This window comes from Komagataeibacter sp. FNDCF1 (genome assembly GCF_021295335.1).
In the GTDB taxonomy this organism is placed as follows: domain Bacteria; phylum Pseudomonadota; class Alphaproteobacteria; order Acetobacterales; family Acetobacteraceae; genus Komagataeibacter.
The window spans coordinates 1,896,380-1,920,295 of the sequence record NZ_JAIWOT010000001.1 but is presented as its reverse complement, the minus strand read 5'-3'; the positions used below and the strand labels follow the sequence as shown (position 1 = coordinate 1,920,295).

Sequence of the window (23,916 nt, the reverse complement as noted above, 5' to 3'; positions counted from 1 at the left end):
TCAGTCGTTCAGGCTGTCCTTGAGCGCCTTGGCAGGCGTGAAGGCCAGCTTGCGCGAGGCTGCGATCTGGATGGTCGCACCCGTGGCCGGGTTGCGGCCTTCGCGGGCGGCGACCTCTTTCACCTTGAACTTGCCGAAGTTCGGCAGGGTGATTTCATCACCGGCCCTGGCGGCAGTGGTCATCGCTTCGACCAGGGCGTCCAGCACCTTGCGGGTATCGGTCTTGCTCGTGTCGGTGGTGGTGGCGATATGATCGACCAGATCGGCAATCTTCATGGGACTATCCTTTTGCATTCGGGCCTGTGCCCGTTGCCTCTGCCGTTACGGTGGAATCATGGCGGCATCAAGCCTGCAGGGAGGGGGAGATGACCAATGCGCATTCATGGGATGCTGGCGATCTGGCCCGCAGGCTGGCAGAAGATGCCGAGGCGGTCTGTCGCCATTACCTCTCAGCCGGGCGACGGCATGGCAATTACTGGCTGGTCGGCGACGTCCACAATACCCCTGGGCGGTCTCTTTATGTCCGCCTGCATGGTGGACCGGACGGACGTGGCCGCGCGGGCAAATGGACGGATGGCGCGACGGGGCAGCATGGCGATCTGCTCGACATCATCCGTGAAAGCCTCGGGCTGCTGGATTTTCGTGATGTCGCCGACGAGGCCCGGCGCTTTCTCTGTCTGCCGCAGTCCGAGCCACGATCGGCCCCTCACATGAGGAGTTTCACGTCAATGGCCACTTTCACTGCGAGATCATTTTTTCTTCTCCGTGTTTTGGATCCATGGTCTGAGCCTGTTTAACGACTACCGGCGCGATGCCGCACCTGTAGAACCTCACATCCGGTCGCCGCTCGCGCGCGGCAGCACCACTATCCCGCATTCGGGGCAAAGGCTCAGGAGAACGGGACCATTCTGAAAGGTCGGCATTGCAAGCCATGGGGCCGATCGGTCCGTTCACCTGGATCCACAGGACTGATCAGGTCCTGGGGATGGGGTTTATGTCTGTGGTGTTTCCATCAGCGGGACGCCGGATGCGCGCCATCGATAACGACACCACTCGTGACATATTTCCAGAGCGCAACAAGAAGCTTGCGGGCCAGGGCAACGATCGCCGTTTTGCGGCTCCGGTTACTTCTTGCGCCCACGTGTTCATGGAACCACTGCGCCAGCGCGGTGTCAGGCTGGTAGCGGAGCCACAGCCAGGCAAGCTGGATCATGGCCGTGCGCAGGCGCGGATTACCGGATTTCGAGACGCCTTGTTCACGGTCGATCGATCCGCTTTTCCACGGCGAAGGCGCCAGACCGGCATAAGCCGCGACCTGCCGCCTGTTGTCGAAATGCCGGAACAGTCCTTCCTGCGTCAGAACGGTGGCAAACTCGGCGCCAATCCCTCTGAGACCCTGCAACAGGACAACTGGCGAACATTGATTGTTGTCATTCACTTTTGCCAATTCGTCCCGTTCGCTCTCAACCATTTTAATCTGTTCCATGAGAAGTTCGATGCGGTCCAGTTCTCGTCCGATCTGCGCCTTGAGATGCTTCGGCAAGGGATGACCATCGCCCGTTCGCAACTCGTCGAGACAGGCACGCCGATCCCGTCGCAGCGGCCGGTAACCTCGAATGCCCTGGCTCAGCAGCAGGCCCTGGACGCGGTTGATATGCCGCGTGCGCTCGCCCACCAGAACCTTACGCTCCCGACTGAGACGTCGGCGGTCTTCCTCTTCCCGTGATGGAGGGCGGACCATTGAGCAGACCCGTGCCTCTCCGCGTTTGAACGCCAGCAGCGTACGGACCAGCATCTCCCCGTCGATACGATCCGTCTTTGCACGCCGGTGCTTGCGGGGAACTGCGATCGACGCCGCATCGACGACATGGCTCTCGATCCAGTCCTCCTGCTTCAAGGCTCTATCGATCCAGAATCCATCCAATCCGGCTTCCTGAATCACCACAAGCGGAAAAAGTCTTCCTTCCCGAGCGCGGGCCTTGTCACGAAGACTAGTGAAACAGCCGAACAGGCCCGCAATATCGCCACCTTGAACCGAGTGGCGCGACATCTTCTCGCTTCCGGGTGAGAGCGATGTGACCAGCCAACTCGATTTTCCAAGTTCCAGTGAAACGAAGATCGCGCCAAGATCAACGCGGATAGCGACCGGGGTCGTGGGATGATCAGATGCCTCGAGCATGGTTCTGCCCTCCAGAGAGTTTCAGCAAGCACACTCTGACACGGCGCGGCTCGCTATCCACTCCTCATGGAATCTGATCGCGGCCGTTCCCATGCGTTCAGCCAGGATACTTCCGGGCAGGCATCTGGCACCGCAGACGCCGCACGTCGGCTCTGGTCCATGTCCCGCCCGATCGCCGGCACTCTGGCGGAAACCTGGCTGCGGCATCGTGACCTGACACGCCTGTCAGACCTTTCATCCCTGCGTTTTCACCCGGATTGCTACTACCGGGCCGATGCCGACAGTTCGACCGAGACCTGGCCCGCGCTGATTGCCGCCGTCACCAACCTTGATAGCCGCGTTACAGGCGTCCATCGCACCTGGCTGGCGCGGGACGGAAAGGGCAAGGCCCCCGTCGCCATGCCCCGTCGGGCCATGGGCGACCTGCTCGGCCACGCCGTGCGCTTTGGCGCGATGTCCGACGTTCTGGCGGCAGGCGAGGGGATCGAGACGGCGCTGTCGCTCCATGAGATCATGCCCGCTCTGCCACTGGCCGCCTGCATGTCCTCGGCGCATCTCGCCGCCATGGCGTTTCCGTCCATGCTGCGCCGCCTCTACGTGCTGCGCGATGACGACCCGGCCGGGGACCATGCGGTGACGACCCTGCAGGCCCGGACGCAGGAAGCCGGGATCGAGTGCCTTGTGCTGTCACCGCGTCTGGCGGATTTCAATGATGATCTCCGCTACCTCGGGCGTGGGGCGATGCGGGCGATCCTGCATCCCCAGCTTGCCCCTCAGGACGTGGCGCGGTTCCTGCATCCGGTCACGCACTGAGGCGGGCCGGGAAGAGGGTGTGAGGGTCATCTTCTTTCCGGCGTGGTGTGGGGGCTGTCCTGCTTTCCGGATGGGGCGCGCCCGCGGCCTTTCAGGAAGGGGAGCGGGCGTCAGCCAGACCGGGCCTTCAATGGCGGAGACGGCTATTTTCCGCCGCGCGTGCCGCGCTTTGCATCGCGAAGCAAAATAGCCGTCTCCCTGCCATCCTTCACTGCGTTCCGGCCGCGCGATGCGCGGTTCCGGCCCGGCCTTCGTCTGCCGCTATCCGCCCCCGTAAAGGCCGCGAGGGGCGCGGCCAGAACCGGAGGACAGACCCATGACCCGCACACAGGACGATTTCGAACCCGCCCACGCCACATCTTCCACCGCCGATGTGCTGGCGGAACTCCAGCTTTACGGCCACCGTCCATTCGAGGATGAGCCGGACCCAAGGCCGCTGCCTGACGCCAGCCAGATCGAGGGAACTGTCGCGGATGTCTTCGATGCCCTGTCCGCCACGCTGACCGACACGCGGCTGGAACCTGATCTCGAACCGCTGCTCTGGTCCACGGTCAATGTCTTCCACCGCATGGTCGGGCAGGTGGAGCGTGATCTTGATCGCAACGAGGCGGCGCAGAAACGCAGCCAGCAGGAACAGGATGGCAGCGAAATCCGCTCGGTGGAACTGGAGCGCCTCATTGCCGAGGGGCTGACTTTGCTGGAGCGACGCAACGCTTACGAGATCTTCCGCGATCTCGCCTGCGACCAGTTCGAACGCCTGACCCTCTCGCTCTGGCGGCCACGCTCCGGCTCGCTGGTCAGCCGCAGCACCATGACGGCGTCCATGATCGACAGCCGCGATTTTCTCAACGCCCGCAGGAAAGCTGAAACGGAACTGCTGGTGCCGGCCGGCCCCAAGATCGCGGTCACGGGCGGCCCTGATTACGAGGACCACCATCTGATCTGGACGCGTCTGGACAAGGTGCGGGAGAAGCATCCCGACATGGTGCTGCTGCATGGTGGCTCACCCAAGGGGGCGGAATTCATCGCCTCCCGCTGGGCCGATCATCGGCAGGTCGCCCAGATCGCCTTCAAGCCGGACTGGAACCGACATGGCAAAGCGGCGCCGTTCCGGCGCAACGACGCCCTGCTGAAGGTCCTGCCCATCGGTGTCATGGTGTTCCCCGGATCTGGCATTCAGGACAATCTGGCCGACAAGGCGAAGCAGATGTGCATCCCGGTCTGGAGGTTCCACAAGGAGGCTGGCGCGTGAGCGCCAGTATCCGGTCTGTTCATGGATGCGAACTCCAGCATAACGTTGGGCTCCCTGTTTCCAGCGGGCCTACCTGACCGAAGCATGTCTACCTGCGCCCGGAAGGGTCCGCCCGGAAAGACCGACGGGATGGATCAGGGGCTGTTCCCATTCCTGTTGCAGGCATGGTCCATGGGGGAAAGGCCCTGCTTTTGTCATCGGTGACATGGTCAGGACAGCAGTGGCGAAAGAGGGATCGTCCAGACTGCCTCGATGGAGCGCGCTGTGCTGGGGGCAGGGCCATGCGACGCGGCGCGGACGTGCCCATAAACAGGCGCGGATGATGGGCATAATGCCGGATTGGCTGTGGAAACGACCACCAGCTTTTGCAGAGCCCTTTAACGGGCAGAGACAATTTCGCTCCAGACAGCATGGCCCCACCTTTGTGGACCGGTCATGCTGGCATCGTATCTCCTTGAGGCTGCGGGTCCGCACACCATGGCCTCTGTTGGATGGCTGATCTAGCCGAAGACCGGCTACGCCTCGATCGGCTGGCCGCAACGGCGTTCCAAAACTTTCTTCCCCTGACGGCTGCGCCGTCATTCCTCGCGAGCCAAGAAAGTTCCGGCCCTGCCGTCCTCCGCTGCGCTGCGGCCCCTGCGGGGTGCTCTGCCGCTCGCCTCCGGCTGGTCGATCGCCATCGAGGCCACGGTGGTCGCGGCCCGATAACAGCATGGAGATACGACAATGGCTAACATCGGTTCCTTCAAGAAAGTGGGCGAAGGCTTCGAAGGCGAAATCGTCACCCTGGCCCTGCAGGCCCGCAACGTCCGGCTGGTGGCGGAAACCAACCGTCCTAACGACAACGCCCCCAACTACCGCGTCTATCTGGGCAGGATTGAACTCGGTGCGGCCTGGACCCGCCGCTCCAGCGAAGGGCGCACCTATCTGAGCCTGAAGCTGGATGATCCTTCCTTCGCCGCCCCGATCTTCGCCAACCTGTTCACCGACGAGGAAGGCGAGGGCTACTCCCTTATCTGGACCCGGCCCCGCAGCCGGAACGGGGACTGAACCTCCCACGACCAACCCCGCCCGGTCTCTCCGGGCGGGGCCTTCCGGGTTTTCTGGCGGGTTCTTCCAGGGCGCGGGCGATCGTGCTGGTCGCCCGACGTGAGACGCAGGAAGAACAAGAGGCTTTCCCTCAGCCTTCCCATTGTACCATGCGCGAGGGCAAACCGCGTCAAGGACGCGCGGTGCCCCCAATTTTGCCCGACGCACCCTTCGGGCACGCCAGACAAAATCGGCTCCCCCACGCGCCGGCAAGCCGGTCGCCTGCGGCGATCCCTGACCCAGTCCGCCCCGGCATGAGCCGTCCGTCCTGTCTTCGAGAAACGAAAGGAGCAGGACGATGACCACGCTACACGACCATATCCAGATGCTGCGCGCCGAACTGAGCAGCTTTCATCTCAGCCGTCGCGAGTGCCGGCAGATCGAGCGAGAACTGAAAGAGGCGCTTGCACAACAGACCCGTATCGAATCACACAGGCCGCCACCGCCCCATTGAGGGCGGATACGGTAGGGTGAGGAAGCCTATTTCTGATCGTCCGTCGGGAAATGGCTTTCGTCCAGTAGCGCGGCCGGCCGCACGCCCAGCGCCTGCGACGCATGCCACAGCGAGAGCAGCGTTGCGTTCTGGCGTCCTGTCTCGATCCAGCTGATATAGGCGCGGTCCACGCCCATCCGTTCCGCCAGGGCCTCCTGGCTGAGACCGGCGGCGCGTCGCAGGCGCCTCACGTTCGCGCCGAAAAGTCCTCGGATGTCCATCCGCAGGATAGGAACGATTTGTGTATTATCGCGCTACGTATTATAATACACGGACGGTTTCTCTCCCACCGTAGTGATGTCCCGCACGCATCACGTAATGCCGGAAAAACCGATCTTTCCCGCACGCGCGGCCTAAATCCTCAATCTCCCTCCAAATAATTCCGATCAGTTCGGAAATTTTCGGGATCACCTCTCTGAGTCTTCGGGACTACCCGTTTCGGGTTCGCACCGGATACTGGGTCGAATCCATGATATATCGGGGGAGGGGGACGTGCCGACAATCCGGCCGTGGGATGCCGCACCCCTTCGTCGCGCCTTCGCCGGGCTCGACCCTGCTGGTCTCGCCCAGGAATGGCTGCGGCGCAACCCCGCTTACAGAGACGACCATGCAGCAATCATGACGACGGGCAAGGCGGATGCCGAGGCATGGCGCGCTTTTGCCCGTCGCTGGGGGTTGCGTTTTCCCAGTCGATCCTGATCTCCCCGCCTGGCTTGCCCCCGCTTTCTGGGATCCGGACATCGCGCCGGAGGTCGCCGTGCGTGGTGATGAGGGTGACATCCTGTCTCGTCTCGCGCCATACGCACGGGCACGACATGACGGTCCCGATGGCATCCACCTCGTGCTGGACGGCGATTCTGGTCCGCTGCGTATCGTCATTGTCGTCGATCGGCAGCCTGATGCGCCAGGAACCTGGTTCGTCATCGATGATGGACACCTCGCGGCCCGTCTGGCCTGCGTCGCGCGCTTCGGCCGTCTACTTGCCGGTCAATTACCTGGCCCAATTTCATCCGTCTTGCGCCTGAGCCCCCAGCAGAGACTCCGCCAGATCCGCATGCTTTGCATCGCCGAAGGTCGGCGCATGGGACTGGCGACACGCCGGATCGCGGCGGGCATCTACGGCGAGCGCATCCTGCACCTGTCCCGCAATGAATGGCGCGCCAGTTCGTGGCACCGTGCTTTCTACCGCGATCTCGATGGAGCCGGGTTCTATCTGAATGGCGGCCACATTGCCCTCCTTCAGATTCCATGAGGAGTGGATAGCGAGCCGCGCCGTGTCAGAGTGTGCTTGCTGAAACTCTCTGGAGGGCAGAACCATGCTCGAGGCATCTGATCATCCCACGACCCCGGTCGCTATCCGCGTTGATCTTGGCGCGATCTTCGTTTCACTGGAACTTGGAAAATCGAGTTGGCTGGTCACATCGCTCTCACCCGGAAGCGAGAAGATGTCGCGCCACTCGGTTCAAGGTGGCGATATTGCGGGCCTGTTCGGCTGTTTCACTAGTCTTCGTGACAAGGCCCGCGCTCGGGAAGGAAGACTTTTTCCGCTTGTGGTGATTCAGGAAGCCGGATTGGATGGATTCTGGATCGATAGAGCCTTGAAGCAGGAGGACTGGATCGAGAGCCATGTCGTCGATGCGGCGTCGATCGCAGTTCCCCGCAAGCACCGGCGTGCAAAGACGGATCGTATCGACGGGGAGATGCTGGTCCGTACGCTGCTGGCGTTCAAACGCGGAGAGGCACGGGTCTGCTCAATGGTCCGCCCTCCATCACGGGAAGAGGAAGACCGCCGACGTCTCAGTCGGGAGCGTAAGGTTCTGGTGGGCGAGCGCACGCGGCATATCAACCGCGTCCAGGGCCTGCTGCTGAGCCAGGGCATTCGAGGTTACCGGCCGCTGCGACGGGATCGGCGTGCCTGTCTCGACGAGTTGCGAACGGGCGATGGTCATCCCTTGCCGAAGCATCTCAAGGCGCAGATCGGACGAGAACTGGACCGCATCGAACTTCTCATGGAACAGATTAAAATGGTTGAGAGCGAACGGGACGAATTGGCAAAAGTGAATGACAACAATCAATGTTCGCCAGTTGTCCTGTTGCAGGGTCTCAGAGGGATTGGCGCCGAGTTTGCCACCGTTCTGACGCAGGAAGGACTGTTCCGGCATTTCGACAACAGGCGGCAGGTCGCGGCTTATGCCGGTCTGGCGCCTTCGCCGTGGAAAAGCGGATCGATCGACCGTGAACAAGGCGTCTCGAAATCCGGTAATCCGCGCCTGCGCACGGCCATGATCCAGCTTGCCTGGCTGTGGCTCCGCTACCAGCCTGACACCGCGCTGGCGCAGTGGTTCCATGAACACGTGGGCGCAAGAAGTAACCGGAGCCGCAAAACGGCGATCGTTGCCCTGGCCCGCAAGCTTCTTGTTGCGCTCTGGAAATATGTCACGAGTGGTGTCGTTATCGATGGCGCGCATCCGGCGTCCCGCTGATGGAAACACCACAGACATAAACCCCATCCCCAGGACCTGATCAGTCCTGTGGATCCAGGTGAACGGACCGATCGGCCCCATGGCTTGCAATGCCGACCTTTCAGAATGGTCCCGTTCTCCTGAGCCTTTGCCCCGAATGCGGGATAGTGGTGCTGCCGCGCGCGAGCGGCGACCGGATGTGAGGTTCTACAGGTGCGGCATCGCGCCGGTAGTCGTTAAACAGGCTCAGACCATGGATCCAAAACACGGAGAAGAAAAAATGATCTCGCAGTGAAAGTGGCCATTGACGTGAAACTCCTCATGTGAGGGGCTGAAGCAGGGGGGTGACAGTCTGGCGGCCTGAACTTTGTCATCCCTCCCCACAGCCCATTCTCCGGCAGCGTCCTCCCATGAGCCGCGACATTCCGCACGCGGCCCGATCCAACGGGAGGAACATCTCATGCGTGTCCAGCCGACATTGCCACCGCGCTATCTGCGCACCCCGGACGCGGCCAATTTCGTTGGCCTGTCCATACGCACCCTCGAAAAACACCGGAGTTGCGGCACCGGTCCCCTCTACCGCCAACTCGGCGGCCGGATCGTCTATGCCGTCGAAGACCTCTGCGCCTGGGCCGACCTGAACGTCCGGCTTTCGACCGGGGACGGTGGTGGCATCCCTATGCCGTCCGATCCCCGCGCCTATATCATCCGCTTGCAGGCCAGGGCTCGCAAAGCCCAGCAGCGGGGTGCCGGGCGATGATGCCGGCCGCCGATAGCTGGCGCCAGCCCGACCGGCGCTTCGTGGTCACGGGGGCGGCACGGCCTCGCGACGTCCGCGATCTGATGGGACGCCCGTTCTTCCCGTTGGGGAAAACGCCGCGTGTCATCCCCGTCGATTACGAGGCGCGGCATGCCAGTGTGACGGTATCGGCACCGGACGGATCGGGCATGGCCACGATCTGGGATGCGGACGTGCTGCTTTGGCTGACCGGACAGATCGTCGATGCCCTGAACCACGACCTGTGGGTATCGCGCCATGTGCGCTTCACGCCCTGGCGTCTGTTCCAGGATCTGGGTTGGGCGACGGGGGCGAACGAGTATCGGCGCCTGCACGGCGCGCTTGGGCGTCTGGCGGCCACGACCGTCGCTACCAGCATCCGCCATGGCGCGGACTGGCGGGAGAAGTCGTTTACCTGGATCAGCGGCCTCCGCATCACCCGTGAGGAGGGCGTGGCCCTGACGCTGGCGGACTGGCTGATGGAGGGAGCCTGTGACCGGTCCCGCGTCCTGAGCGTCGATCCCGCTTATTTCCGCCTTGGCGGCGGTCTGGAGCGGTGGCTTTACCGCCTGGCCCGACGCCATGCCGGGCGGCAGAAGGATGGCTGGCGCTTCGATCTGGCGGACCTGCATGCGCGCTCGGGTAGCCTGACCCGGCGTCGTGACTTCGCCGCGAAAATCCGTGCCATCGCCATCCGTCATACGGTTCCAGGTTACACGTTTCGTGTCATTTCTGGCGGAAAACTGGGAGTTTTATGCGCCGCTCCAACGAGTCAATCCACAGGATCTGTGGATAACGATGTGAATTCTGTCGTCGGACCAACGGCGCATCATATCGTGGGACCGTTGGCGGATTCATCGTCGGACCGTTGGCGAAAAACGCCGCAACCCATTGTTCTTAAATGTGAAATCGTCCCCGTAACTTATATAACTTATATAATAACTTATATAGATGGGGATTCCGGCCCTTCGGACACCTTCCCGACAGCCCCGGTGAGGCGGGAAAAAGAGGCTCGGGAAGCGGTCGCGGATCGCATGGTCGGTGTCCCATGACCGACTGTTCTTTCCGACCACGGGGCGATGTGCTCACCACGGTCGAACTGACCTGGATCGAGAAGCGCATCGAGCACTGGGTCCGGTTCGGTCATCCCATAGAGGATCGCATTCTCGACCGTCGGCGCAGGCTGATGAGCTTCACGCCGGACAGCGTGTTCGCCTTCATCCGGTGGGCCGCGAACGATTTCGGGACCGTCGTGTCCTGCATCGACATCGTGCGCGCCGTCAGGGCGGGCGAAGCCTGCCAGACCGTGCCCTTCGTGCGGCCCGGCGGCGAGAGCCTGCTGCGCCAGAGCGGCTGGCCAAAAGTGCGTCGGGTGCTGGAGGCGATTGACGGCGTGGAGGCGCTGGGGATCGATCCCACCGCTGCCTGTCCCGATCACTGGCAGCACCTGCATCACCGTCTCACGGCAGCGCAGGAGCCTCGCCCCTACACGCGGGAGCGCCACGAGGCGTGGCTGCGCAGGAGGGCTGCGTCATGACCCGGCGCGCCTGGTTCTTCACCACGTATTTCGCCGTGCTCGGCGTGGGTGCCTCGCTGGCGTTTCATCCCACACCGCGCTGGGTCTGGAATGAAACGGCCAGCGTTCCGGTGGGCCTGTATCGCATCCAGCCCACGATACCCGTCCGTGTCGACGATATTGTCGCCATCCGCCTGCCGGAGCGCGAGGCGACACTGCTGGCGGCGCGCGGCTACCTGCCTTTCGGCGTACCGTTGCTCAAGCCGGTGGCGGCACTCGCGGGGCAGAACGTCTGCCGTAACGGCGTGTATGTCACCATCGACGGGAAACCGGTCGGCGATGCAAAACCCGTCGATCATCGTGGCCGCAAGCTGCCGGTCTGGCAGGGATGCCAACGTCTCGGAGCGGGGCAGGTGTTCGTCATGAACGCCGCCGTGCCGACCAGTCTGGATGGGCGGTATTTCGGTGTCCTGCCGATGGAAACAGTGATCGGTCGCGCAGTGCCGGTGCATGTGCGCACAGGCAAGGCCGAATTGCCTCCGCCGCATTTCGATCCCCTTCCGGAACCCGGCGCTCTGATCCAGAAGCGACCGCTTCTGGCGCCCCCCATGATGCCCATGAAACAGAGCGAACCGCCGATCGAATGACGATCGTAAGACACACGGATTTTCCATCATCCTTACCATTTACGAAAGGATTTTTCCCATGAGCCAGATCGGATTTTTTACCCGCACCGCTGATGGTTTCGCCGGGCGCGTGCGCACCCTGTCGCTGGATGCCGAACTGACCTTCGCGCCAGCGGAAAATAACGGTGCGGAACATGCCCCCGATTACCGCATCCATCTTGGTGATGGCGATTCAGCATTGGAGATCGGTGCCGGATGGACGCGCACTGGGGAACGTGCCGGCGAGTATGTTTCCGTGCTCCTCGACGATCCCAGTTTCATGCAGCCAATCCGCGCCACGCTGTTCCAGGCTGGGCGCGGCGGGCGTGAGTGGCAACTGGTCTGGAACCGGCCTGCAAAACGTCCAGTTGGTCGGGAATGAGTGTCCGGTTTTTCATGTCCGCCGGCGTGCTGGCCATGCTCGCGCTGCCGCTCTCGCCGACCACCGTCCGGGCGCAGGGTTGGGATGATCTGGTGCGGCGGGCGGCGGGGCAAAACGGGATTCCGGCGACGTGGGTGCGGGCCGTCCTGCAAGCCGAAAGTGCTGGCGATCCCCACGCGGTTTCGGGCGCCGGTGCGATGGGCCTGATGCAGCTCATGCCGGGCACATGGAAGGATGTCCGGCGCGCGCTCAATCTCGGTGCTGATCCCTTCGATCCGCACGACAATATTGCGGCCGGAGCAGCCTATCTGCGATGGCTGCATGACCGCTACGGCGATGCGGGATTTCTTGCCGCCTACAACGCTGGTCCCCGTCGTTATGACGACCATCTGGCGACCGGCCGGCCATTGCCTGGTGAGACGATGTCCTATGTCGCGTCTGTCGCCCGGCTGATCGATGACCCGGCGCTCGGCGTGCATTTTTCCGTCGCTCCCGCGCGTGACTGGACCTCCGCCACGCTCTTCATTTCCGGCAGCGAAAGTGCGTTTCCATCGTCCTCTCAGGGCATTTTTTTAAGCCGATCCGGGCAGGCGATTTTTACTCCGTCTGCGCTCGTCGCAGGTCATGCCCGCAGCGTGCCCGGAGTGGGTTCGACACAGGGGTCGGAGCAGGGGATGTGAATCCTGAAAACCCCCGAAAAGGACAGAAAAAGTTAGGGCTGGATAAAAGGCCGCACATCGCGGCTCGGTTGGGGTGGCTGTTTTCCGGGGTTTTTGAAGTCTTGTCGCGAGGTGCGTGGATTTCCCGCACCTCGCGACAAGGTGTCATCTCTTTGATCCGGCGCGATCTTTCGCGCGGTGCAGGACATTTTTCATGAACGGAGATGAAGAATTCCGGGTTCGGCCGGGGCGCATCCGTTCTACCCGCGCCCGGCAGGGTCGGCCTTTCGTGACGCAGGTGCTGGCGTCCGTGCAAAGGGCCGGTGGCAGGGTCTCCCGCGCGGGGAAAATCAGTTCCGGACGGCGCTCCAGTTTCGGGCGGGGGCGGGCCGCCGCCCATGCGGCCAATCGCCTGCTGACCAGCCGCTCGCGGGGCGTCGTGATCAAGGCCCGCGTCGTGCGACATGCGCCGCGCGCCACACCACTGGCGGCTCATCTTCGCTATCTCCGCCGGGAGGGCGTGACGCGGGACGGGGAGGATGCGCGCCTGTTCGGGAAGGACAGCGACGATATCCGCGCCTCGGACTTCGCCGAACGCTGCGATGGCGACCGCCATCATTTCCGCTTCATCGTCTCGCCAGAGGATGCGCCGGAGATGTCGGACCTGCGCGCCTTTGCGCGGGATCTGATGGGGCAGATGGAGTCCGATCTCGGCACGAAACTCGACTGGGTCGCCGTCGATCACTGGAACACCGCGCATCCCCATTTGCACGTCATCGTCCGAGGCGTTGCGGAGGACGGTTCCGACCTGGTGATCGCGCGCGATTACATCCGCGAGGGAATGCGTGCTCGTGCCCAGGATCTGGTGACGCTGGAACTCGGGCCACGCACGGATCACGACATCCACCATGCGGTCGAGCGGCAGGTGAATGCCGACCGCTGGACCCAGCTTGACCGTCAGCTTCAGAAGGACGCCGGAGAGGATGGTGTCATCGATCTCGGACGCGCGCCGGGCGAAACGCCGGACGCCTTCGCCACCGTGAAGTTGGGGCGCCTGCGCCGTCTGGAGACGATGGGGCTGGCGCACCAGGTCGGGCCGGATCGCTGGCGGATGGACGAGAGCGCGGAGGCAACCCTGCGGGAGATCAGCGAGCGCAACGACATCATCAAACGGATCCACCGGGGGCTGGCGGAGCAGAAGATCGACCGCGCCGCGTCCTCCTGGGTGCTGGCGGGACAGGACACCACCGATCCCCTTATCGGCCGGCTGGTTGATCGCGGCCTCGACGATGAACTGCGCGGCACGGCCTATGCGGTGATCGACGGGATTGACGGACGCACGCACCATGTCCGCCTGCCGCACCTCGAAGCCGCAGGTGATGGGGCCGTCGGTTCCATCGTGGAACTGCGGCGTTTCACCGACAAACAGGGACGTGACCGTGTCGCGCTGGCCGTGCGCTCGGACGTCACGCTGGAGCGGCAGGTGACGGCGGAGGGCGTGACCTGGCTCGACCGGCAGGCCATCACGCGGGAGCCTCTTGTCCTGGCCTCCACTGGGTTCGGTGCCGATGTCAAAGTGGCGATGGAGAAGCGGGCGGACCATTTGGTGGAGCAGGGTTTGGCCAGTCGTGACGGCGGAAACATTCGCTACGCCCGGAACCTGATTGCCACACTGCGCCAGCGGGAGTTGGAGACGCTGGGCCGGAGCCTCGCCGGGACGTCAGGAATGCCCTTCCGGCGGAGCGGCGAGGGCGATCCCGTCACCGGCACCTATCGCCAGCGTTTCAACCTGGCGTCGGGGCGGTTCGCGATGATCGACGACGGGCTGGGGTTTGAACTGGTGCCATGGTCGCCGTCGCTGGAAAAGCAGCGCGGGCGGGAGGTGTCAGGCATCATGCGCGAGGACGGTGGGATTGACTGGTCATTCGCGCGCAAACGGGGGCTGGGTCTATGACCAGGAAGGACAGGGATTACGGGCCTCCTGCTTTGGAGCATCAAGCCGACATAAGTTACCCTTTAATCAGGCTCAGATGGTCAACAGTTACACGCCCATAAGAGATACTTAAACGTCTCAAGCTGACTCCAAAACGGTCCTAGACAGGGTTGCAAAGGAGCGGCTTCTTCGCAGCGAGGGCAGCCTGGTCGGTTGGTCGAGAAAGCCTATATTATTCTCAGTTGCCACGCCGTCGAATCGCATTATCTTCTAATTGTTTGGGAGACCGTCATGCCGAAAGAGCTTGGTGAGACCGAGATAAAGCTGCAAGCCGTGTCGTACGTCTTGCTCTGTATTCTGCAAAGGCTTGATGAAGCACAGCCGGGCCTCATAACGGACGTCCTGAGTGGCGTGAGGGCGGATCGGGAGGCGTCATTCGAGCAGTCTCCCGTTGGCCTTCCAATTTTCGACGAAGCTATAAAGTTCCTGGAGCGCGCCAACAAGCAGAACAGGACTTAGCATCGCCCCCATACGGCAAGATCCAGCGTGAGCGTTTGCCAGGAGCGACCCTCGGCTTCAAAAACAACTATGTCGAAATAGTCTGGAAGGCGGCAGCTGCTTGATATTTTGTCCTCTCATTTCTCCATACGCTCATAGTACGCTGGCGTGACCCCGGTAGAGCGCTTCAAATGGCGCGTCAGATGCGCCTGATCGGCGAACCCACATTCGGCGGCGGTGTCCGCAATAGGACACCCGGCGTCAAGTAGCCGTCGAGCTTGGGCGAGGCGTCGTTCCATGACATAGCGATGCGGCGTTACGCCGAGGCTTTGCCGGAAAGCCCGAACCAGAAATCCAACGGACAATTCAAGCTCCGCTGCCAGTCGGGCAATTGCCAACCGTTCGCCCATGTGACGGTCGATCAACCTGTCGATCGCGGCCAAACGAGCCGCCGTGATCCAGGGTGCAGCAGCCTTCCCGGAAGTGAAATGACGGAGGAGGACGGCGGCGAGGATATCCGGTTCCGACGCGATCTCCCGTTCCCCGGAGAGCAGCCTGCGCCGCAATGAACAGGCGGCCGCCACGGCGTCCGGGTCGACAATGGCGTTCAAAGGCCGCTCCCCGGCCTCCCGATGTCCGATCATGACGGACGGCATACCGCGCAGGACGAGGTATTCGCCGCCTTCGTCCGAGCGGGAAAACACCGGACATTTGCCTGGCACCCAGGACAAGGTATTGGGGCGTCGCAGGAAGGAGCGCGCCTTCCCGGTTCCGATCGCATCCATGCCGCTCTGCGCCTCGAAGGCGAAGCCGATCACAGCGCGATCAGAGGTTGCCTGCACATCGTAGGCCGCCTTGGGCCACAACTCGACCACCCAGTTTTCTGTCTCAAGCCTTCTGACCGTTTTCACCATGTGCATTTTGTTCAAGACCCGTCCCCTGGCTTCGATAGTAACGGTCACGGACAGGAAAAGGAGAAGAAAATGCGCGTTCTTGGTCTTCTGGGTGGAATGAGCTGGGAAAGCACGGCGATCTACTATCGGCTGCTGAACGAGGGCGTCCGGGCGCGAAAGGGTGGTCTGCACTCGGCCCCCTCGCTGCTCTGGTCTCCGGATTTCGCGCCGATCGCGGAACGTCAACGTGAAGATGACTGGTCGGCGCTCACAGAGCAGTTAAGCCGGGCCGGTCAGCATTTGAAACGGTCAGGCGCTGAGGCATTGCTGATCTGTAGCAACACCATGCATTGTCTCCATGAGGCCATCGAACAGGCGGCGGAGATCCCGGCACTGCATATCGCGGACGCAACCGGTGAAGCGTTGCAACGCGCCGGCTGCAAACACCCCGTGCTTCTTGCGACCCGTTTCACGATGGAGCGCGAATTCTACACGAAACGCCTGCGCGATTTGTTCGGGATCACGGCCAGGATTCCCGATGGGGATGCGCGGATCGGCATTCATCGCATTATCTATGAAGAACTTTGCCGGGGTATCATACGCGATGAAAGCCGAGAGCATTATAGAAATGCCGTCCGCCGAATGCAGACGGAAGGGGCCGATAGTGTCATTCTTGGATGCACGGAGATCGCCATGCTTATCTCTCAGGACGATATAGACTTGCCGATTTTTGATACCACCGCGATTCATGCTGATATGGGCGTTTCCTGGATGCTGGACTGAGAAGCGTCATTGTCGTTCGGATGTCTCGATTAGGTTTCACAGTCCGTCGGTATAGTGGGCAGGTAGGCCGACTTTGCGGCCAACTTCGCGGAGTTTTTCGCGATACTCATTGCTGGTGACGCCTCTTTCCGGAGGTATCGGCAGATTGAAACAAAGGGCTGCGATGCTTGTGCTATCGGAGAGGCGGGCCAAGACAGCTTCTGGCCGGTATGAGGCGACGCTTTCGTCGGCGTAAAGACGGTCGATATCGTTGTGAGTCAGGTCCATGACGATTCCATGCACTGAACCAGATATGTCAGGGACAAGAGTAGCGCGCTTTCCAATACGAAGCGCCATTCCCGCGACCTCAGCCGGTCGAGGGTTCGCGGGTTCAAAGCCTTTCGTTCGAAGAACATCCGCATCCATGAACAGGCCGTAGAAGAAAATCGAAATGTGACGTGAAATCATGTCCGCTCTCACTTCAATTTTTGTTCGCTCTGGTTCCAGTGCCGCCATCAGCGGAATAGCAGAACGCTGGTGTCCGGCCGGAAACGGAGAAGGAGATCCATATCGCGACGGTTCATCGACACCAGGATGGCATTTTGCTCGCGGGCGTTGAGGAAGAGCAGTGTGTCATTAATCAGCTTCCGGCGCAGGCCCTCCTGGCAGCACGCTTCCGCTGACGTCAGCGTGCTCTTGGGCTTTGCGAGATGCTGCGTCCGAGCCAGAATACCGGCGATCATGCCCGCTTCGGCCCAGGTTTCCGCGCTGGGGGCCACGATATCCGTTCGGTCGATCGTGTCGAGCATATCCAGCACGACTTTGCGGTTGTGCGGCGTGGCGGGATGAGTCGGATCGAGGATGCCTGCGCTGATGGCAAGCTCGCTACATGCGACGCCGCTATGCAGAATCCTCCGGCTGGCCACGAAGGCAGCCAGATCCGGCGCGAGCTTTCCCTGAAGGCGTCGCAGATAGAAATTCGTGTCGAGCATGACCGGCAGGTCCGGCGGCTGGGCCGTGATGTCGAACGGAAGCTCTGTGTCGGGTCGGCGTGCCATCGCCCGTGCATAGGCGTCGGGGTCATGCTGTCGTGCAATGTCGGCGGCGGTTTCGTTGCCGCGCGATCCTGCTGGCGTCTTCACGATGAATGCTTATACCGCGAGTTCAAAATCGTCCGTGACCGTGTCCTGGCTCTCCATGAGCCATGTCTTGAACCGATCTGGCGCTGCCGCCATCGCCAGGCTGGCGTTGATGACGTCGGCATCGTTGGTCAGTCCGAACCGCTTCCGGGCTGCATCCATCACGCCGGGATCGACACGCGTGGAAATCTTCTTCGAGCGGACGCCGGTGACGACACCCTGGTGCGTCAGGAAGACAACCGCGCGTGCAACCGACGGATCGCGCGCCATCAGGCTCGCGAACGCCTTGCTTTTGAACACCCGTATAATGTCGCTTTCCACGGTCGGCTGGCTGGTTTTCCCACGCCGGCGCGCCGGGCGGGCAGCAGGACCGATGCTGGCCGGTGCAGTCACACCGGATTTGGTAGCACCTTGCTGTCGGCTCGTATGTGCCATCGGAGTCTCCCTTATGTCGGACGTTTCTACCATAAATGTCCGACATATGCACGATTCAAGTGGAGATCGCCCGGCTCAAAGCGTCGGGAATTCATCGCTCAGGAAGCCGTGCTGCAAGTGCAATGCGTTCAGTGCATCAATCACAGGGTCGAGCTTCCTCCGTTCCTCCGTGCCTAGTTGATCAACGGCGTCGTCAGACCGAGGCGGGTTCTGCGGTCCAGTCATGGCTCGATTCCTTCCGAGAGATATCCCGCGCATGATGGGCGGGTTTGGCTGTAGACCGCAACGCGCAAGTATTTTTTCGCTCCTGCCCCCTCCGGTACGATGGGTACCGGATCATGCTTGCACACGGGAAAATCCCGGTTCTTCGCTGTCTCCCATGACAAGGGGAGGGATCGATGGACCAGCCGGGAACACGTATCCAGTGGGGACAGGCGCTCGTGGTCCTGGCCATGATCGTACTGTCCTGGTGGACGGCGACACAATGGACGGCCTGGGAACTGGCGTTCCAGCCGGAACTCGGACGACCGTGGTTCACGATCCTGCATCGCTGGCCGGTCTATGCCCCGCCGCTGTTTTTCTGGTGGTGGTACGAGTTCGACGCCTACGCCCCGGCGGTGTTCACGCGCGGCGCCTGGATTGCGGGATCGGGCGGTGTGCTAGCCTTCGCGGCCGCTGTGGCGCTGTCCGTCCATCGCGCCCGCGAGGCGAAGCGGGCCGCGACCTATGGCTCTGCCCGCTGGGCTGAGGACGCGGAAATCAGTGCCGCCGGGCTGCTGGGCGAGGACGGCGTGGTGCTGGGCAAATACCGCCGGGTCTATCTCCGACACGATGGTCCCGAGCACGTCCTGACTTTCGCGCCCACCCGCACCGGCAAGGGTGTAGGCATGGTGATCCCCACACTCCTGACCTGGCCAGGTTCGGCTATTATTCATGACATCAAGGGCGAGAACTGGCAGATTACAGCCGGTTTCCGTAACCGCTTCGGGCGGGTACTGCTGTTCGACCCCACCAATCCGGCGTCCTCGGCCTATAACCCACTGCTGGAGGTCCGGCGCGGGGCGTCGGAAGTTCGTGACGTGCAGAACATCGCCGACATCCTGGTCGATCCCGAAGGCTCGCTGGAACGGCGCAACCATTGGGAGAAAACCTCCCATGCCCTGCTGGTCGGAGCTATCCTGCATGTGCTCTATGCCGAGGACGACAAGACCCTCGCCGGGGTGGCGAAATTCCTCTCCGACCCGAAGCGGTCGATCGAGGCGACCCTGTCCGCCATGATGCGGACACCGCATCTCGGGAAGGCAGGGCCTCACCCCGTCGTGGCGTCGGCCGCACGGGAATTGCTGAACAAGTCGGACAACGAGCGCTCCGGCGTGCTGTCCACCGCCATGTCGTTTCTCGGCCTCTATCGCGATCCGGTGGTGGCCACCGTGACCAGTCACTGCGAATGGCGGATCGGCGACCTGTTGGAGGGAGGGCGGCCCGTCTCGCTGTATTTTGTTATCCCACCCTCGGATATCAGCCGCACCAAGCCGCTGATCCGCCTGCTTCTCAACCAGATCGGGCGGCGGTTGACGGAGGATCTGTCCGGCCGGAAGGGGCGTCGTCGCCTACTGCTGATGCTCGACGAGTTTCCCGCCCTCGGCCGTCTGGACTTCTTCGAGAGCGCGCTGGCCTTCATGGCGGGCTACGGGATCAAGGCGTTTCTGATCGCGCAGTCCCTCAATCAGATCGACAAGGCCTATGGCCAGAACAACAGCATTCTCGATAATTGCCATGTCCGGGTATCCTTCGCCACGAACGATGAACGCACCGCGAAGCGCGTGTCCGATGGTCTGGGGGTGGCCACCGAGATCCGGTCGCAGAAGAACTATGCCGGGCACCGGCTGTCGCCCTGGCTGGGGCATCTCATGGTTTCGCGTCAGGAAAGCGCGCGGCCCCTGATGACGGTGGGCGAGGTCATGCAGATCCCGGCACGGGATGAGGTGGTCATGGTGGCGGGCTGTCCGCCGATCCGGGCACGGAAGGCGCGGTATTTCCGGGATCGCCGTTTTGTCGAGCGTATCCTGCCGCCGCCTGATCCGGCGCAACTGCCACGGCCGGTCCGGCCTGATGACTGGTGTGACCGTCCATCTCCTGCCACCCCGTCACCGGAGGAGACGGCACCGTCAGCAGCGCCCGACCAGCCCGACGACGCCGATAGTGATGAATCCCTCGGCACGGGACGGAAATGGTCGCGCGAGCATGATCCGGCGGATCCCGCCAAACACAGGAAGCGCACCGCCCCCGATCTGTTTGGCGAGGAACTGCCACCGGATCCGGAAGCACGGGATCGTGCCGACCTGACGCGGATCGCCCGGCAGGTCGGCCTCGACCGTGGCAATGACCTTGGGCTGTGAGGGCGTGATGAGAACATCCCCGAAGAAGGCGCGGCTGTCGGTCTATCTGGAACCGAAGCTGCTGGATGCCCTGACCGCGCATGCCGCTCGGCGCGATCTGTCCCTGTCCCTGGTGGCGGAAGCGGCCATCGCGTCCTTTCTCTCTCCCGATGCCGATGAGCGGCGGGAAGCGGCGATGAGCCGCAGGCTGGACCGCCTCGACCGGCAGGTCGCCCGCATGGAGCGCGATCTCGGGATCAGCCTTGAGACGCTGGCTCTGTTTATCCGCTACTGGATGACGGTCAGCCCGCCCTTCCCTGAACCTGCGGCCGCAGCTGCGCGGGCGCAGGGGGCGGAACGCTATGAGGCATTCGTGGCCGCCCTTGGGCGGCGACTCAGTCGGGGGCCATTTTTCCGGCATGAGATCCCGGAGGATGTGCCTCCCACATCGGAATCCTGATCCCGCGATCCGCAAGTAAAAACCGCATCCGTTACGATCCTGTACGATCGCAGGAAAATGCTGTTGAAAACGGGAGAAAACAGCACTCTCTAATTGTCCCCGTCGTCGTCCGGAGAGGCCGGATGACCTGAACGGACGGGGATTTCCATGGCGGTCACACCGATTGAGAGCGGCGCCCGGATGCGCGGCATTTCGATGCTGCGCACCGCCATGGGGTCGGCGATCGCGGCGCATCTGGCGGATCCTGCCGTGGTCGAGGTGATGCTCAACCCGGACGGGCGGCTGTGGATCGACCGGCTGTCAGAGGGCTTGTCCGACACGGGCGAGACGATCGCGCCCGCCGATGCGGAGCGCATCGTGCGTCTGGTCGCGCATCATGTCGGGGCGGAGGTGCATGACGCGGCCCCGCGTGTGTCGGCGGAACTGCCAACCGGGGAACGGTTCGAGGGATTGCTCCCGCCTGTGGTGACGGCGCCCAGTTTCGCGATCCGCAAGCCCGCCGTCGCCGTGTTCACCCTCGATGACTATGTCGAAGCCGGGATCATGACAGAAGAGCAGGCGGCGTTTCGTAAGCACCCGGCGACTGCCGCCTTGCTGAATATTTCTATTCTGGTTCAGCTATGAATCATGAGCGATTCAAGAGATAGAGACGCGGTACTACCTGCGAGTGTCGCAGGTAGTACCGCAGAGAGGCTCCAAGGGAGCGGTATGGAGGCAGGAGAGCGAGACAGGCTGGCGGAAGCCTCGCGGATCGAGATCGTTTCAGATCGCCGCCGCTGGCACGCCCCTGAATTTCGCGCGCGCGTGGTCATCGCGTCCTACGAGAGCCGGCGCCCCGTAAGGGAGGTGGCTGCACAGTATGGTGTTCATCCAAGCCTGGTGTTTCGGTGGCGGCGAGAGGCCCGGGCCAAAGCGCAGGGCGGAACATCGTTCGTGCCTGTCATGGTGGCTCCGGCACCTCAGCCGCAGGCATTGGAGCGTCGAAGCGAACAGGGAACGCCGCCTGGCCGAGCGGTCAGCGTGGTCTTTCCGGACGGTGTGCGGCTCGAATTCGACACGGGGCTGTCCGCTGATCGTCTGCGTGAGATTGTGGGCGCGCTGCGGTCATGATTCCGCTTCCCTCCACGCTGAGGATATGGCTGGCGGCCGGCGTGACCGATATGCGCCTCGGGATGCCCGGGCTGGCCCTGAAAGTCCAGGAAACGCTGGGTCGTGATCCTTTCGCCGGCGACGTTTATGTCTTCAGGGGAAAGCGCGGCGACCTGGTGAAACTGATCTGGCACGATGGCGTAGGCCTGTCATTATATGCGAAGCGGATCGAGCGTGGGCATTTCCTCTGGCCCTCGGCCAGGGACGGGGTGATCCATCTTTCCCCGTCACAATTAAGTTGCCTGCTGGAAGGGATCGACTGGAGAAACCCGCAGAAAACCTGGAGACCCGAACTGGCGGGATAATAAAAACTGCGCCAGATCAGCATATACTGGTACTCTTTTGAGCGCCCATGTGGTCAACTGTCTTCATGACGGGAGACACGGACGAGATGATGGCCCTGCGCGCGGCACTTGCCGCGGTCGAGGCGCGCGCTCAGGTCGCCGAATTCCGGGCGTCTTCTGCCGAAACCCGGGCCACTGCCGCTGAAACCCGAGCGATCAGCGCCGAGGCGCAGATCGCCCATCTCAAGCACCTCATTGCGCGGATGCGCCAGGACCGTTTCGGGGCCTCATCGGAGCGGGGGCGCCGTCTGCTGGCCCAGTTCGAACTCGAACTGGAAGATCTGGAGACGGCGCACGCCGAGGATGCGCCGGAAAACGCTCCGGATCCTGCCGTGCGGGCGACAGCGCCCCGGCGCAATCACGGTCGCCAGCCGTTGCGCGCCGATCTCCCGCGCGAACGGGTCGTCATCCCCGTGCCGACACATTGCCCGTGCTGTGGCGGCGAGCGCCTGAGCAAACTGGGGGAGAGCGTCACCGAGACGCTGGAGGTGATCCCGCGCCAGTTCAAGGTGATTCAGACGATACGCGAGAAATTCACCTGCCGCGACTGCGAGAACATCATCCAGCCCCCGGCACCTTTCCACCCGATCGCGCGCGGACGGGCCGGGCCAAAGCTGCTTGCGGGCATCCTGTGCGACAAGTTCCTGCAGCATCTGCCGCTGAACCGGCAGAGCGCCGCATTTGCCCGTGAGGGGATCGATCTCGATACCTCGACGCTGGCCGACTGGGTGGGGGCCTGCACGGCGACGCTGGCGCCCCTTACCGCGCTGATCCGGGCACATGTGCTGGCAGCCCGGCGTCTGCATGCGGACGATACCACAGTGCCCGTGCTGGCCAGGGGGCGCACCGTGACCGGACGGTTGTGGAATTACGTGCGCGACGATGCCCCATTTGGCGGCCTCGCGCCCCCAGCCGTGTGGTTCCGCTACTCCCGAGACCGCAAAGGTGAACATCCGGCCGACCATCTCACCGGCTGGACCGGAATCCTGCAATCAGACGCCTATGGCGGATACACCCACCTGGCAAAGCCGGGACGCCAGCCCGCGCCTGTTGTTCCGGCCGGCTGCTGGGCGCATGGACGCCGGGGACTGTTCAAGATTGCCGAAAAGGACAAGGCGCCACTCGCCATAGAGGCCGTGCGCCGGATCGACGCCATATTCGACGCCGAACGCGCGATCAACGGCAGCTCCGCCGCACATCGGCTGGAGATCCGCAAGGAGAGCATCGCCCCGCTGGTCGAGGAGTTGCTCGACTGGATGCGCGATACCTGCCGGCGCATGTCGTCCAAAAACCCCATCGCCCAGGCAATGAACTATATTCTCAGACGGGGCGATACATTCACGGTATTTCTGGAAGACGGTCGGATCTGTCTGACGAATAACGCGGCGGAACGCGCAATCCGGGGTATCGCACTGGGGAGAAAAGCCTGGCTGTTCGCCGGCTCCGATCGTGGCGGTGAAAGAGCCGCCGCCATGTATTCCCTCGTCGTCACCTGCCGCCTGAACGAGGTCGATCCTCAGGCATGGCTCGCCGATGTGCTCGCCCGCATCAACGACACTCCCAACCCACGCCTCCATGAACTCCTGCCCTGGCATTGGAAACCCATTGCTCAAGGCGAGAATAACGTCGCTGCCTGA

General features: G+C 62.7%; 27 protein-coding genes and 3 pseudogenes. 23 read left to right on the top strand and 7 right to left on the bottom strand.

Annotated features, from left to right (window positions below; genetic code table 11):
• Complete coding sequence (locus LDL32_RS09145) at positions 1–276, bottom strand: HU family DNA-binding protein (RefSeq protein WP_233066129.1); 276 nt, start codon at positions 274–276, stop codon at positions 1–3.
• Positions 277–365: 89 nt separating this feature from the next.
• Here LDL32_RS09145 and LDL32_RS09140 point away from each other — a divergent pair.
• Positions 366–707, top strand: a pseudogene (locus tag LDL32_RS09140) (DNA primase); the annotation flags it as partial.
• A 305-nt stretch (positions 708–1,012) separates the two neighbouring features.
• On the opposite strand, the gene LDL32_RS09135 reads toward LDL32_RS09140, so the two are convergent.
• Entirely contained in the window at positions 1,013–2,179 is a 1,167-nt protein-coding gene (locus LDL32_RS09135; RefSeq protein WP_051672012.1) for an IS110 family transposase, read from the bottom strand.
• Positions 2,180–2,254: 75 nt separating this feature from the next.
• On the opposite strand from LDL32_RS09135, the pseudogene LDL32_RS09130 reads away from it, so the two are divergent.
• From LDL32_RS09130 to LDL32_RS09115, 4 genes and pseudogenes are all read left to right on the top strand, one after another.
• Positions 2,255–2,992: pseudogene (locus tag LDL32_RS09130) on the top strand (toprim domain-containing protein); the annotation flags it as partial.
• A gap of 316 nt (positions 2,993–3,308) precedes the next feature.
• Entirely contained in the window at positions 3,309–4,244 is a 936-nt protein-coding gene (locus tag LDL32_RS09125) for a DUF2493 domain-containing protein (protein WP_233066128.1), read from the top strand.
• A gap of 726 nt (positions 4,245–4,970) precedes the next feature.
• Entirely contained in the window at positions 4,971–5,294 is a 324-nt protein-coding gene (locus LDL32_RS09120) for a DUF736 domain-containing protein (RefSeq protein ID WP_233066126.1), read from the top strand.
• 337 nt (positions 5,295–5,631) lie between these two features.
• Positions 5,632–5,787, top strand: coding sequence for a hypothetical protein (locus LDL32_RS09115; RefSeq protein WP_233066124.1), 156 nt, complete (start codon positions 5,632–5,634; stop codon positions 5,785–5,787).
• Between the two features lie 26 nt (positions 5,788–5,813).
• On the opposite strand, the gene LDL32_RS09110 is transcribed toward LDL32_RS09115, so the two are convergent.
• Positions 5,814–6,047, bottom strand: a complete 234-nt coding sequence (locus tag LDL32_RS09110; protein ID WP_045543497.1) for a helix-turn-helix domain-containing protein — start codon at positions 6,045–6,047, stop codon at positions 5,814–5,816.
• 271 nt (positions 6,048–6,318) lie between these two features.
• Between LDL32_RS09110 and LDL32_RS09105 the strand changes: the two genes are divergently transcribed.
• From LDL32_RS09105 to LDL32_RS09055, 11 genes are all read left to right on the top strand, one after another.
• Positions 6,319–6,525 carry a transcriptional regulator domain-containing protein gene (locus tag LDL32_RS09105; protein ID WP_233066122.1) on the top strand — a complete coding sequence of 69 codons (207 nt, stop codon included), beginning with the start codon at positions 6,319–6,321 and terminating at the stop codon, positions 6,523–6,525.
• 58 nt (positions 6,526–6,583) lie between these two features.
• Entirely contained in the window at positions 6,584–7,078 is a 495-nt protein-coding gene (locus LDL32_RS09100) for a DNA -binding domain-containing protein (RefSeq protein ID WP_233066120.1), read from the top strand.
• Between the two features lie 64 nt (positions 7,079–7,142).
• Positions 7,143–8,309 (top strand): IS110 family transposase, encoded by a 1,167-nt coding sequence (locus tag LDL32_RS09095; RefSeq protein ID WP_051672012.1) that lies wholly within the window; start codon positions 7,143–7,145, stop codon positions 8,307–8,309.
• Positions 8,310–8,748: 439 nt separating this feature from the next.
• Positions 8,749–9,048 carry an AlpA family transcriptional regulator gene (locus LDL32_RS09090; RefSeq protein ID WP_233066118.1) on the top strand — a complete coding sequence of 100 codons (300 nt, stop codon included), beginning with the start codon at positions 8,749–8,751 and terminating at the stop codon, positions 9,046–9,048.
• A complete protein-coding gene (locus LDL32_RS09085) occupies positions 9,045–10,118 on the top strand; it encodes a replication initiator protein A (RefSeq protein ID WP_233066116.1) in 1,074 nt (357 codons plus the stop codon). Before LDL32_RS09090 ends, LDL32_RS09085 begins: the two co-directional genes overlap by 4 nt.
• Entirely contained in the window at positions 10,115–10,603 is a 489-nt protein-coding gene (locus LDL32_RS09080) for a DUF2840 domain-containing protein (protein WP_233066114.1), read from the top strand. The genes LDL32_RS09085 and LDL32_RS09080 overlap by 4 nt, the downstream gene beginning before the upstream one ends.
• Positions 10,600–11,229: a S26 family signal peptidase gene (locus LDL32_RS09075; protein WP_233066112.1), complete on the top strand. Its 630-nt coding sequence runs from the start codon at positions 10,600–10,602 to the stop codon at positions 11,227–11,229. The genes LDL32_RS09080 and LDL32_RS09075 overlap by 4 nt, the downstream gene beginning before the upstream one ends.
• A 58-nt stretch (positions 11,230–11,287) precedes the next feature.
• Positions 11,288–11,629, top strand: a complete 342-nt coding sequence (locus LDL32_RS09070) for a DUF736 domain-containing protein (protein ID WP_233066110.1) — start codon at positions 11,288–11,290, stop codon at positions 11,627–11,629.
• Entirely contained in the window at positions 11,626–12,309 is a 684-nt protein-coding gene (locus LDL32_RS09065) for a lytic transglycosylase domain-containing protein (protein WP_370636759.1), read from the top strand. The genes LDL32_RS09070 and LDL32_RS09065 overlap by 4 nt, the downstream gene beginning before the upstream one ends.
• Before the next feature lie 193 nt (positions 12,310–12,502).
• Positions 12,503–14,242: a VirD2 family relaxase/mobilization nuclease gene (locus LDL32_RS09060; RefSeq protein WP_233066106.1), complete on the top strand. Its 1,740-nt coding sequence runs from the start codon at positions 12,503–12,505 to the stop codon at positions 14,240–14,242.
• A 192-nt stretch (positions 14,243–14,434) separates the two neighbouring features.
• The gene (locus LDL32_RS09055; protein WP_233066104.1) at positions 14,435–14,740 is read left to right on the top strand and encodes a hypothetical protein; all 306 of its coding nucleotides are present in this window, start codon (positions 14,435–14,437) and stop codon (positions 14,738–14,740) included.
• 116 nt (positions 14,741–14,856) lie between these two features.
• Here the strand turns inward: LDL32_RS09055 and LDL32_RS09050 are convergent, their stop codons facing one another.
• The gene (locus tag LDL32_RS09050) at positions 14,857–15,639 is read right to left on the bottom strand and encodes a helix-turn-helix domain-containing protein (protein WP_233068794.1); all 783 of its coding nucleotides are present in this window, start codon (positions 15,637–15,639) and stop codon (positions 14,857–14,859) included.
• 63 nt (positions 15,640–15,702) lie between these two features.
• On the opposite strand from LDL32_RS09050, the gene LDL32_RS09045 reads away from it, so the two are divergent.
• Entirely contained in the window at positions 15,703–16,395 is a 693-nt protein-coding gene (locus tag LDL32_RS09045; RefSeq protein WP_233066102.1) for an aspartate/glutamate racemase family protein, read from the top strand.
• 36 nt (positions 16,396–16,431) lie between these two features.
• On the opposite strand, the gene LDL32_RS09040 is transcribed toward LDL32_RS09045, so the two are convergent.
• The 3 genes from LDL32_RS09040 to LDL32_RS09030 are packed head-to-tail and all read right to left on the bottom strand — an operon-like array spanning position 16,432 to position 17,948.
• Entirely contained in the window at positions 16,432–16,890 is a 459-nt protein-coding gene (locus tag LDL32_RS09040) for a gamma-glutamylcyclotransferase family protein (protein WP_233066100.1), read from the bottom strand.
• The gene (locus tag LDL32_RS09035) at positions 16,890–17,516 is read right to left on the bottom strand and encodes a hypothetical protein (RefSeq protein ID WP_233066098.1); all 627 of its coding nucleotides are present in this window, start codon (positions 17,514–17,516) and stop codon (positions 16,890–16,892) included. Before LDL32_RS09035 ends, LDL32_RS09040 begins: the two co-directional genes overlap by 1 nt.
• A gap of 9 nt (positions 17,517–17,525) precedes the next feature.
• Positions 17,526–17,948 (bottom strand): hypothetical protein, encoded by a 423-nt coding sequence (locus LDL32_RS09030; protein ID WP_012553469.1) that lies wholly within the window; start codon positions 17,946–17,948, stop codon positions 17,526–17,528.
• A gap of 398 nt (positions 17,949–18,346) precedes the next feature.
• On the opposite strand from LDL32_RS09030, the gene LDL32_RS09025 reads away from it, so the two are divergent.
• The 6 genes and pseudogenes from LDL32_RS09025 (at position 18,347) to tnpC (ending at position 23,916) form a co-directional block, all read left to right on the top strand.
• Positions 18,347–20,347, top strand: coding sequence for a conjugal transfer protein TraG (locus LDL32_RS09025; protein WP_233066096.1), 2,001 nt, complete (start codon positions 18,347–18,349; stop codon positions 20,345–20,347).
• 7 nt (positions 20,348–20,354) lie between these two features.
• Positions 20,355–20,786, top strand: a complete 432-nt coding sequence (locus LDL32_RS09020; RefSeq protein ID WP_233066094.1) for a CopG family transcriptional regulator — start codon at positions 20,355–20,357, stop codon at positions 20,784–20,786.
• Between the two features lie 147 nt (positions 20,787–20,933).
• A pseudogene (locus LDL32_RS09015) lies at positions 20,934–21,395 on the top strand (P-type conjugative transfer ATPase TrbB); the annotation flags it as partial.
• A gap of 99 nt (positions 21,396–21,494) precedes the next feature.
• Positions 21,495–21,896 carry an IS66-like element accessory protein TnpA gene (gene tnpA / locus LDL32_RS09010; RefSeq protein ID WP_039732708.1) on the top strand — a complete coding sequence of 134 codons (402 nt, stop codon included), beginning with the start codon at positions 21,495–21,497 and terminating at the stop codon, positions 21,894–21,896.
• Positions 21,893–22,240, top strand: coding sequence for an IS66 family insertion sequence element accessory protein TnpB (tnpB, locus tag LDL32_RS09005; RefSeq protein ID WP_039734451.1), 348 nt, complete (start codon positions 21,893–21,895; stop codon positions 22,238–22,240). The genes tnpA and tnpB overlap by 4 nt, the downstream gene beginning before the upstream one ends.
• 65 nt (positions 22,241–22,305) lie before the next feature.
• The gene (tnpC, locus tag LDL32_RS09000) at positions 22,306–23,916 is read left to right on the top strand and encodes an IS66 family transposase (protein ID WP_110548445.1); all 1,611 of its coding nucleotides are present in this window, start codon (positions 22,306–22,308) and stop codon (positions 23,914–23,916) included.

Bases quoted from the DNA above. Each gene is read 5' to 3' on its own strand.
- LDL32_RS09045 (WP_233066102.1), top strand. From the start codon at position 15,703: ATGCGCGTTCTTGGTCTTCTGGGTGGAATGAGCTGGGAAAGCACGGCG.
- LDL32_RS09125 (WP_233066128.1), top strand. From the start codon at position 3,309: ATGACCCGCACACAGGACGATTTCGAACCCGCCCACGCCACATCTTCC.
- LDL32_RS09115 (WP_233066124.1), top strand. From the start codon at position 5,632: ATGACCACGCTACACGACCATATCCAGATGCTGCGCGCCGAACTGAGC.
- LDL32_RS09025 (WP_233066096.1), top strand. From the start codon at position 18,347: ATGGACCAGCCGGGAACACGTATCCAGTGGGGACAGGCGCTCGTGGTC.
- tnpC (WP_110548445.1), top strand. From the start codon at position 22,306: ATGACGGGAGACACGGACGAGATGATGGCCCTGCGCGCGGCACTTGCC.
- LDL32_RS09120 (WP_233066126.1), top strand. From the start codon at position 4,971: ATGGCTAACATCGGTTCCTTCAAGAAAGTGGGCGAAGGCTTCGAAGGC.
- LDL32_RS09040 (WP_233066100.1), bottom strand. From the start codon at position 16,890: ATGGCGGCACTGGAACCAGAGCGAACAAAAATTGAAGTGAGAGCGGAC.
- LDL32_RS09065 (WP_370636759.1), top strand. From the start codon at position 11,626: ATGAGTGTCCGGTTTTTCATGTCCGCCGGCGTGCTGGCCATGCTCGCG.
- LDL32_RS09050 (WP_233068794.1), bottom strand. From the start codon at position 15,639: ATGCACATGGTGAAAACGGTCAGAAGGCTTGAGACAGAAAACTGGGTG.
- LDL32_RS09085 (WP_233066116.1), top strand. From the start codon at position 9,045: ATGATGCCGGCCGCCGATAGCTGGCGCCAGCCCGACCGGCGCTTCGTG.
- LDL32_RS09135 (WP_051672012.1), bottom strand. From the start codon at position 2,179: ATGCTCGAGGCATCTGATCATCCCACGACCCCGGTCGCTATCCGCGTT.
- LDL32_RS09030 (WP_012553469.1), bottom strand. From the start codon at position 17,948: ATGGCACATACGAGCCGACAGCAAGGTGCTACCAAATCCGGTGTGACT.
- LDL32_RS09075 (WP_233066112.1), top strand. From the start codon at position 10,600: ATGACCCGGCGCGCCTGGTTCTTCACCACGTATTTCGCCGTGCTCGGC.
- LDL32_RS09060 (WP_233066106.1), top strand. From the start codon at position 12,503: ATGAACGGAGATGAAGAATTCCGGGTTCGGCCGGGGCGCATCCGTTCT.
- LDL32_RS09110 (WP_045543497.1), bottom strand. From the start codon at position 6,047: ATGGACATCCGAGGACTTTTCGGCGCGAACGTGAGGCGCCTGCGACGC.
- tnpA (WP_039732708.1), top strand. From the start codon at position 21,495: ATGGAGGCAGGAGAGCGAGACAGGCTGGCGGAAGCCTCGCGGATCGAG.
- LDL32_RS09070 (WP_233066110.1), top strand. From the start codon at position 11,288: ATGAGCCAGATCGGATTTTTTACCCGCACCGCTGATGGTTTCGCCGGG.
- LDL32_RS09095 (WP_051672012.1), top strand. From the start codon at position 7,143: ATGCTCGAGGCATCTGATCATCCCACGACCCCGGTCGCTATCCGCGTT.
- LDL32_RS09090 (WP_233066118.1), top strand. From the start codon at position 8,749: ATGCGTGTCCAGCCGACATTGCCACCGCGCTATCTGCGCACCCCGGAC.
- tnpB (WP_039734451.1), top strand. From the start codon at position 21,893: ATGATTCCGCTTCCCTCCACGCTGAGGATATGGCTGGCGGCCGGCGTG.
- LDL32_RS09020 (WP_233066094.1), top strand. From the start codon at position 20,355: ATGAGAACATCCCCGAAGAAGGCGCGGCTGTCGGTCTATCTGGAACCG.
- LDL32_RS09145 (WP_233066129.1), bottom strand. From the start codon at position 276: ATGAAGATTGCCGATCTGGTCGATCATATCGCCACCACCACCGACACG.
- LDL32_RS09080 (WP_233066114.1), top strand. From the start codon at position 10,115: ATGACCGACTGTTCTTTCCGACCACGGGGCGATGTGCTCACCACGGTC.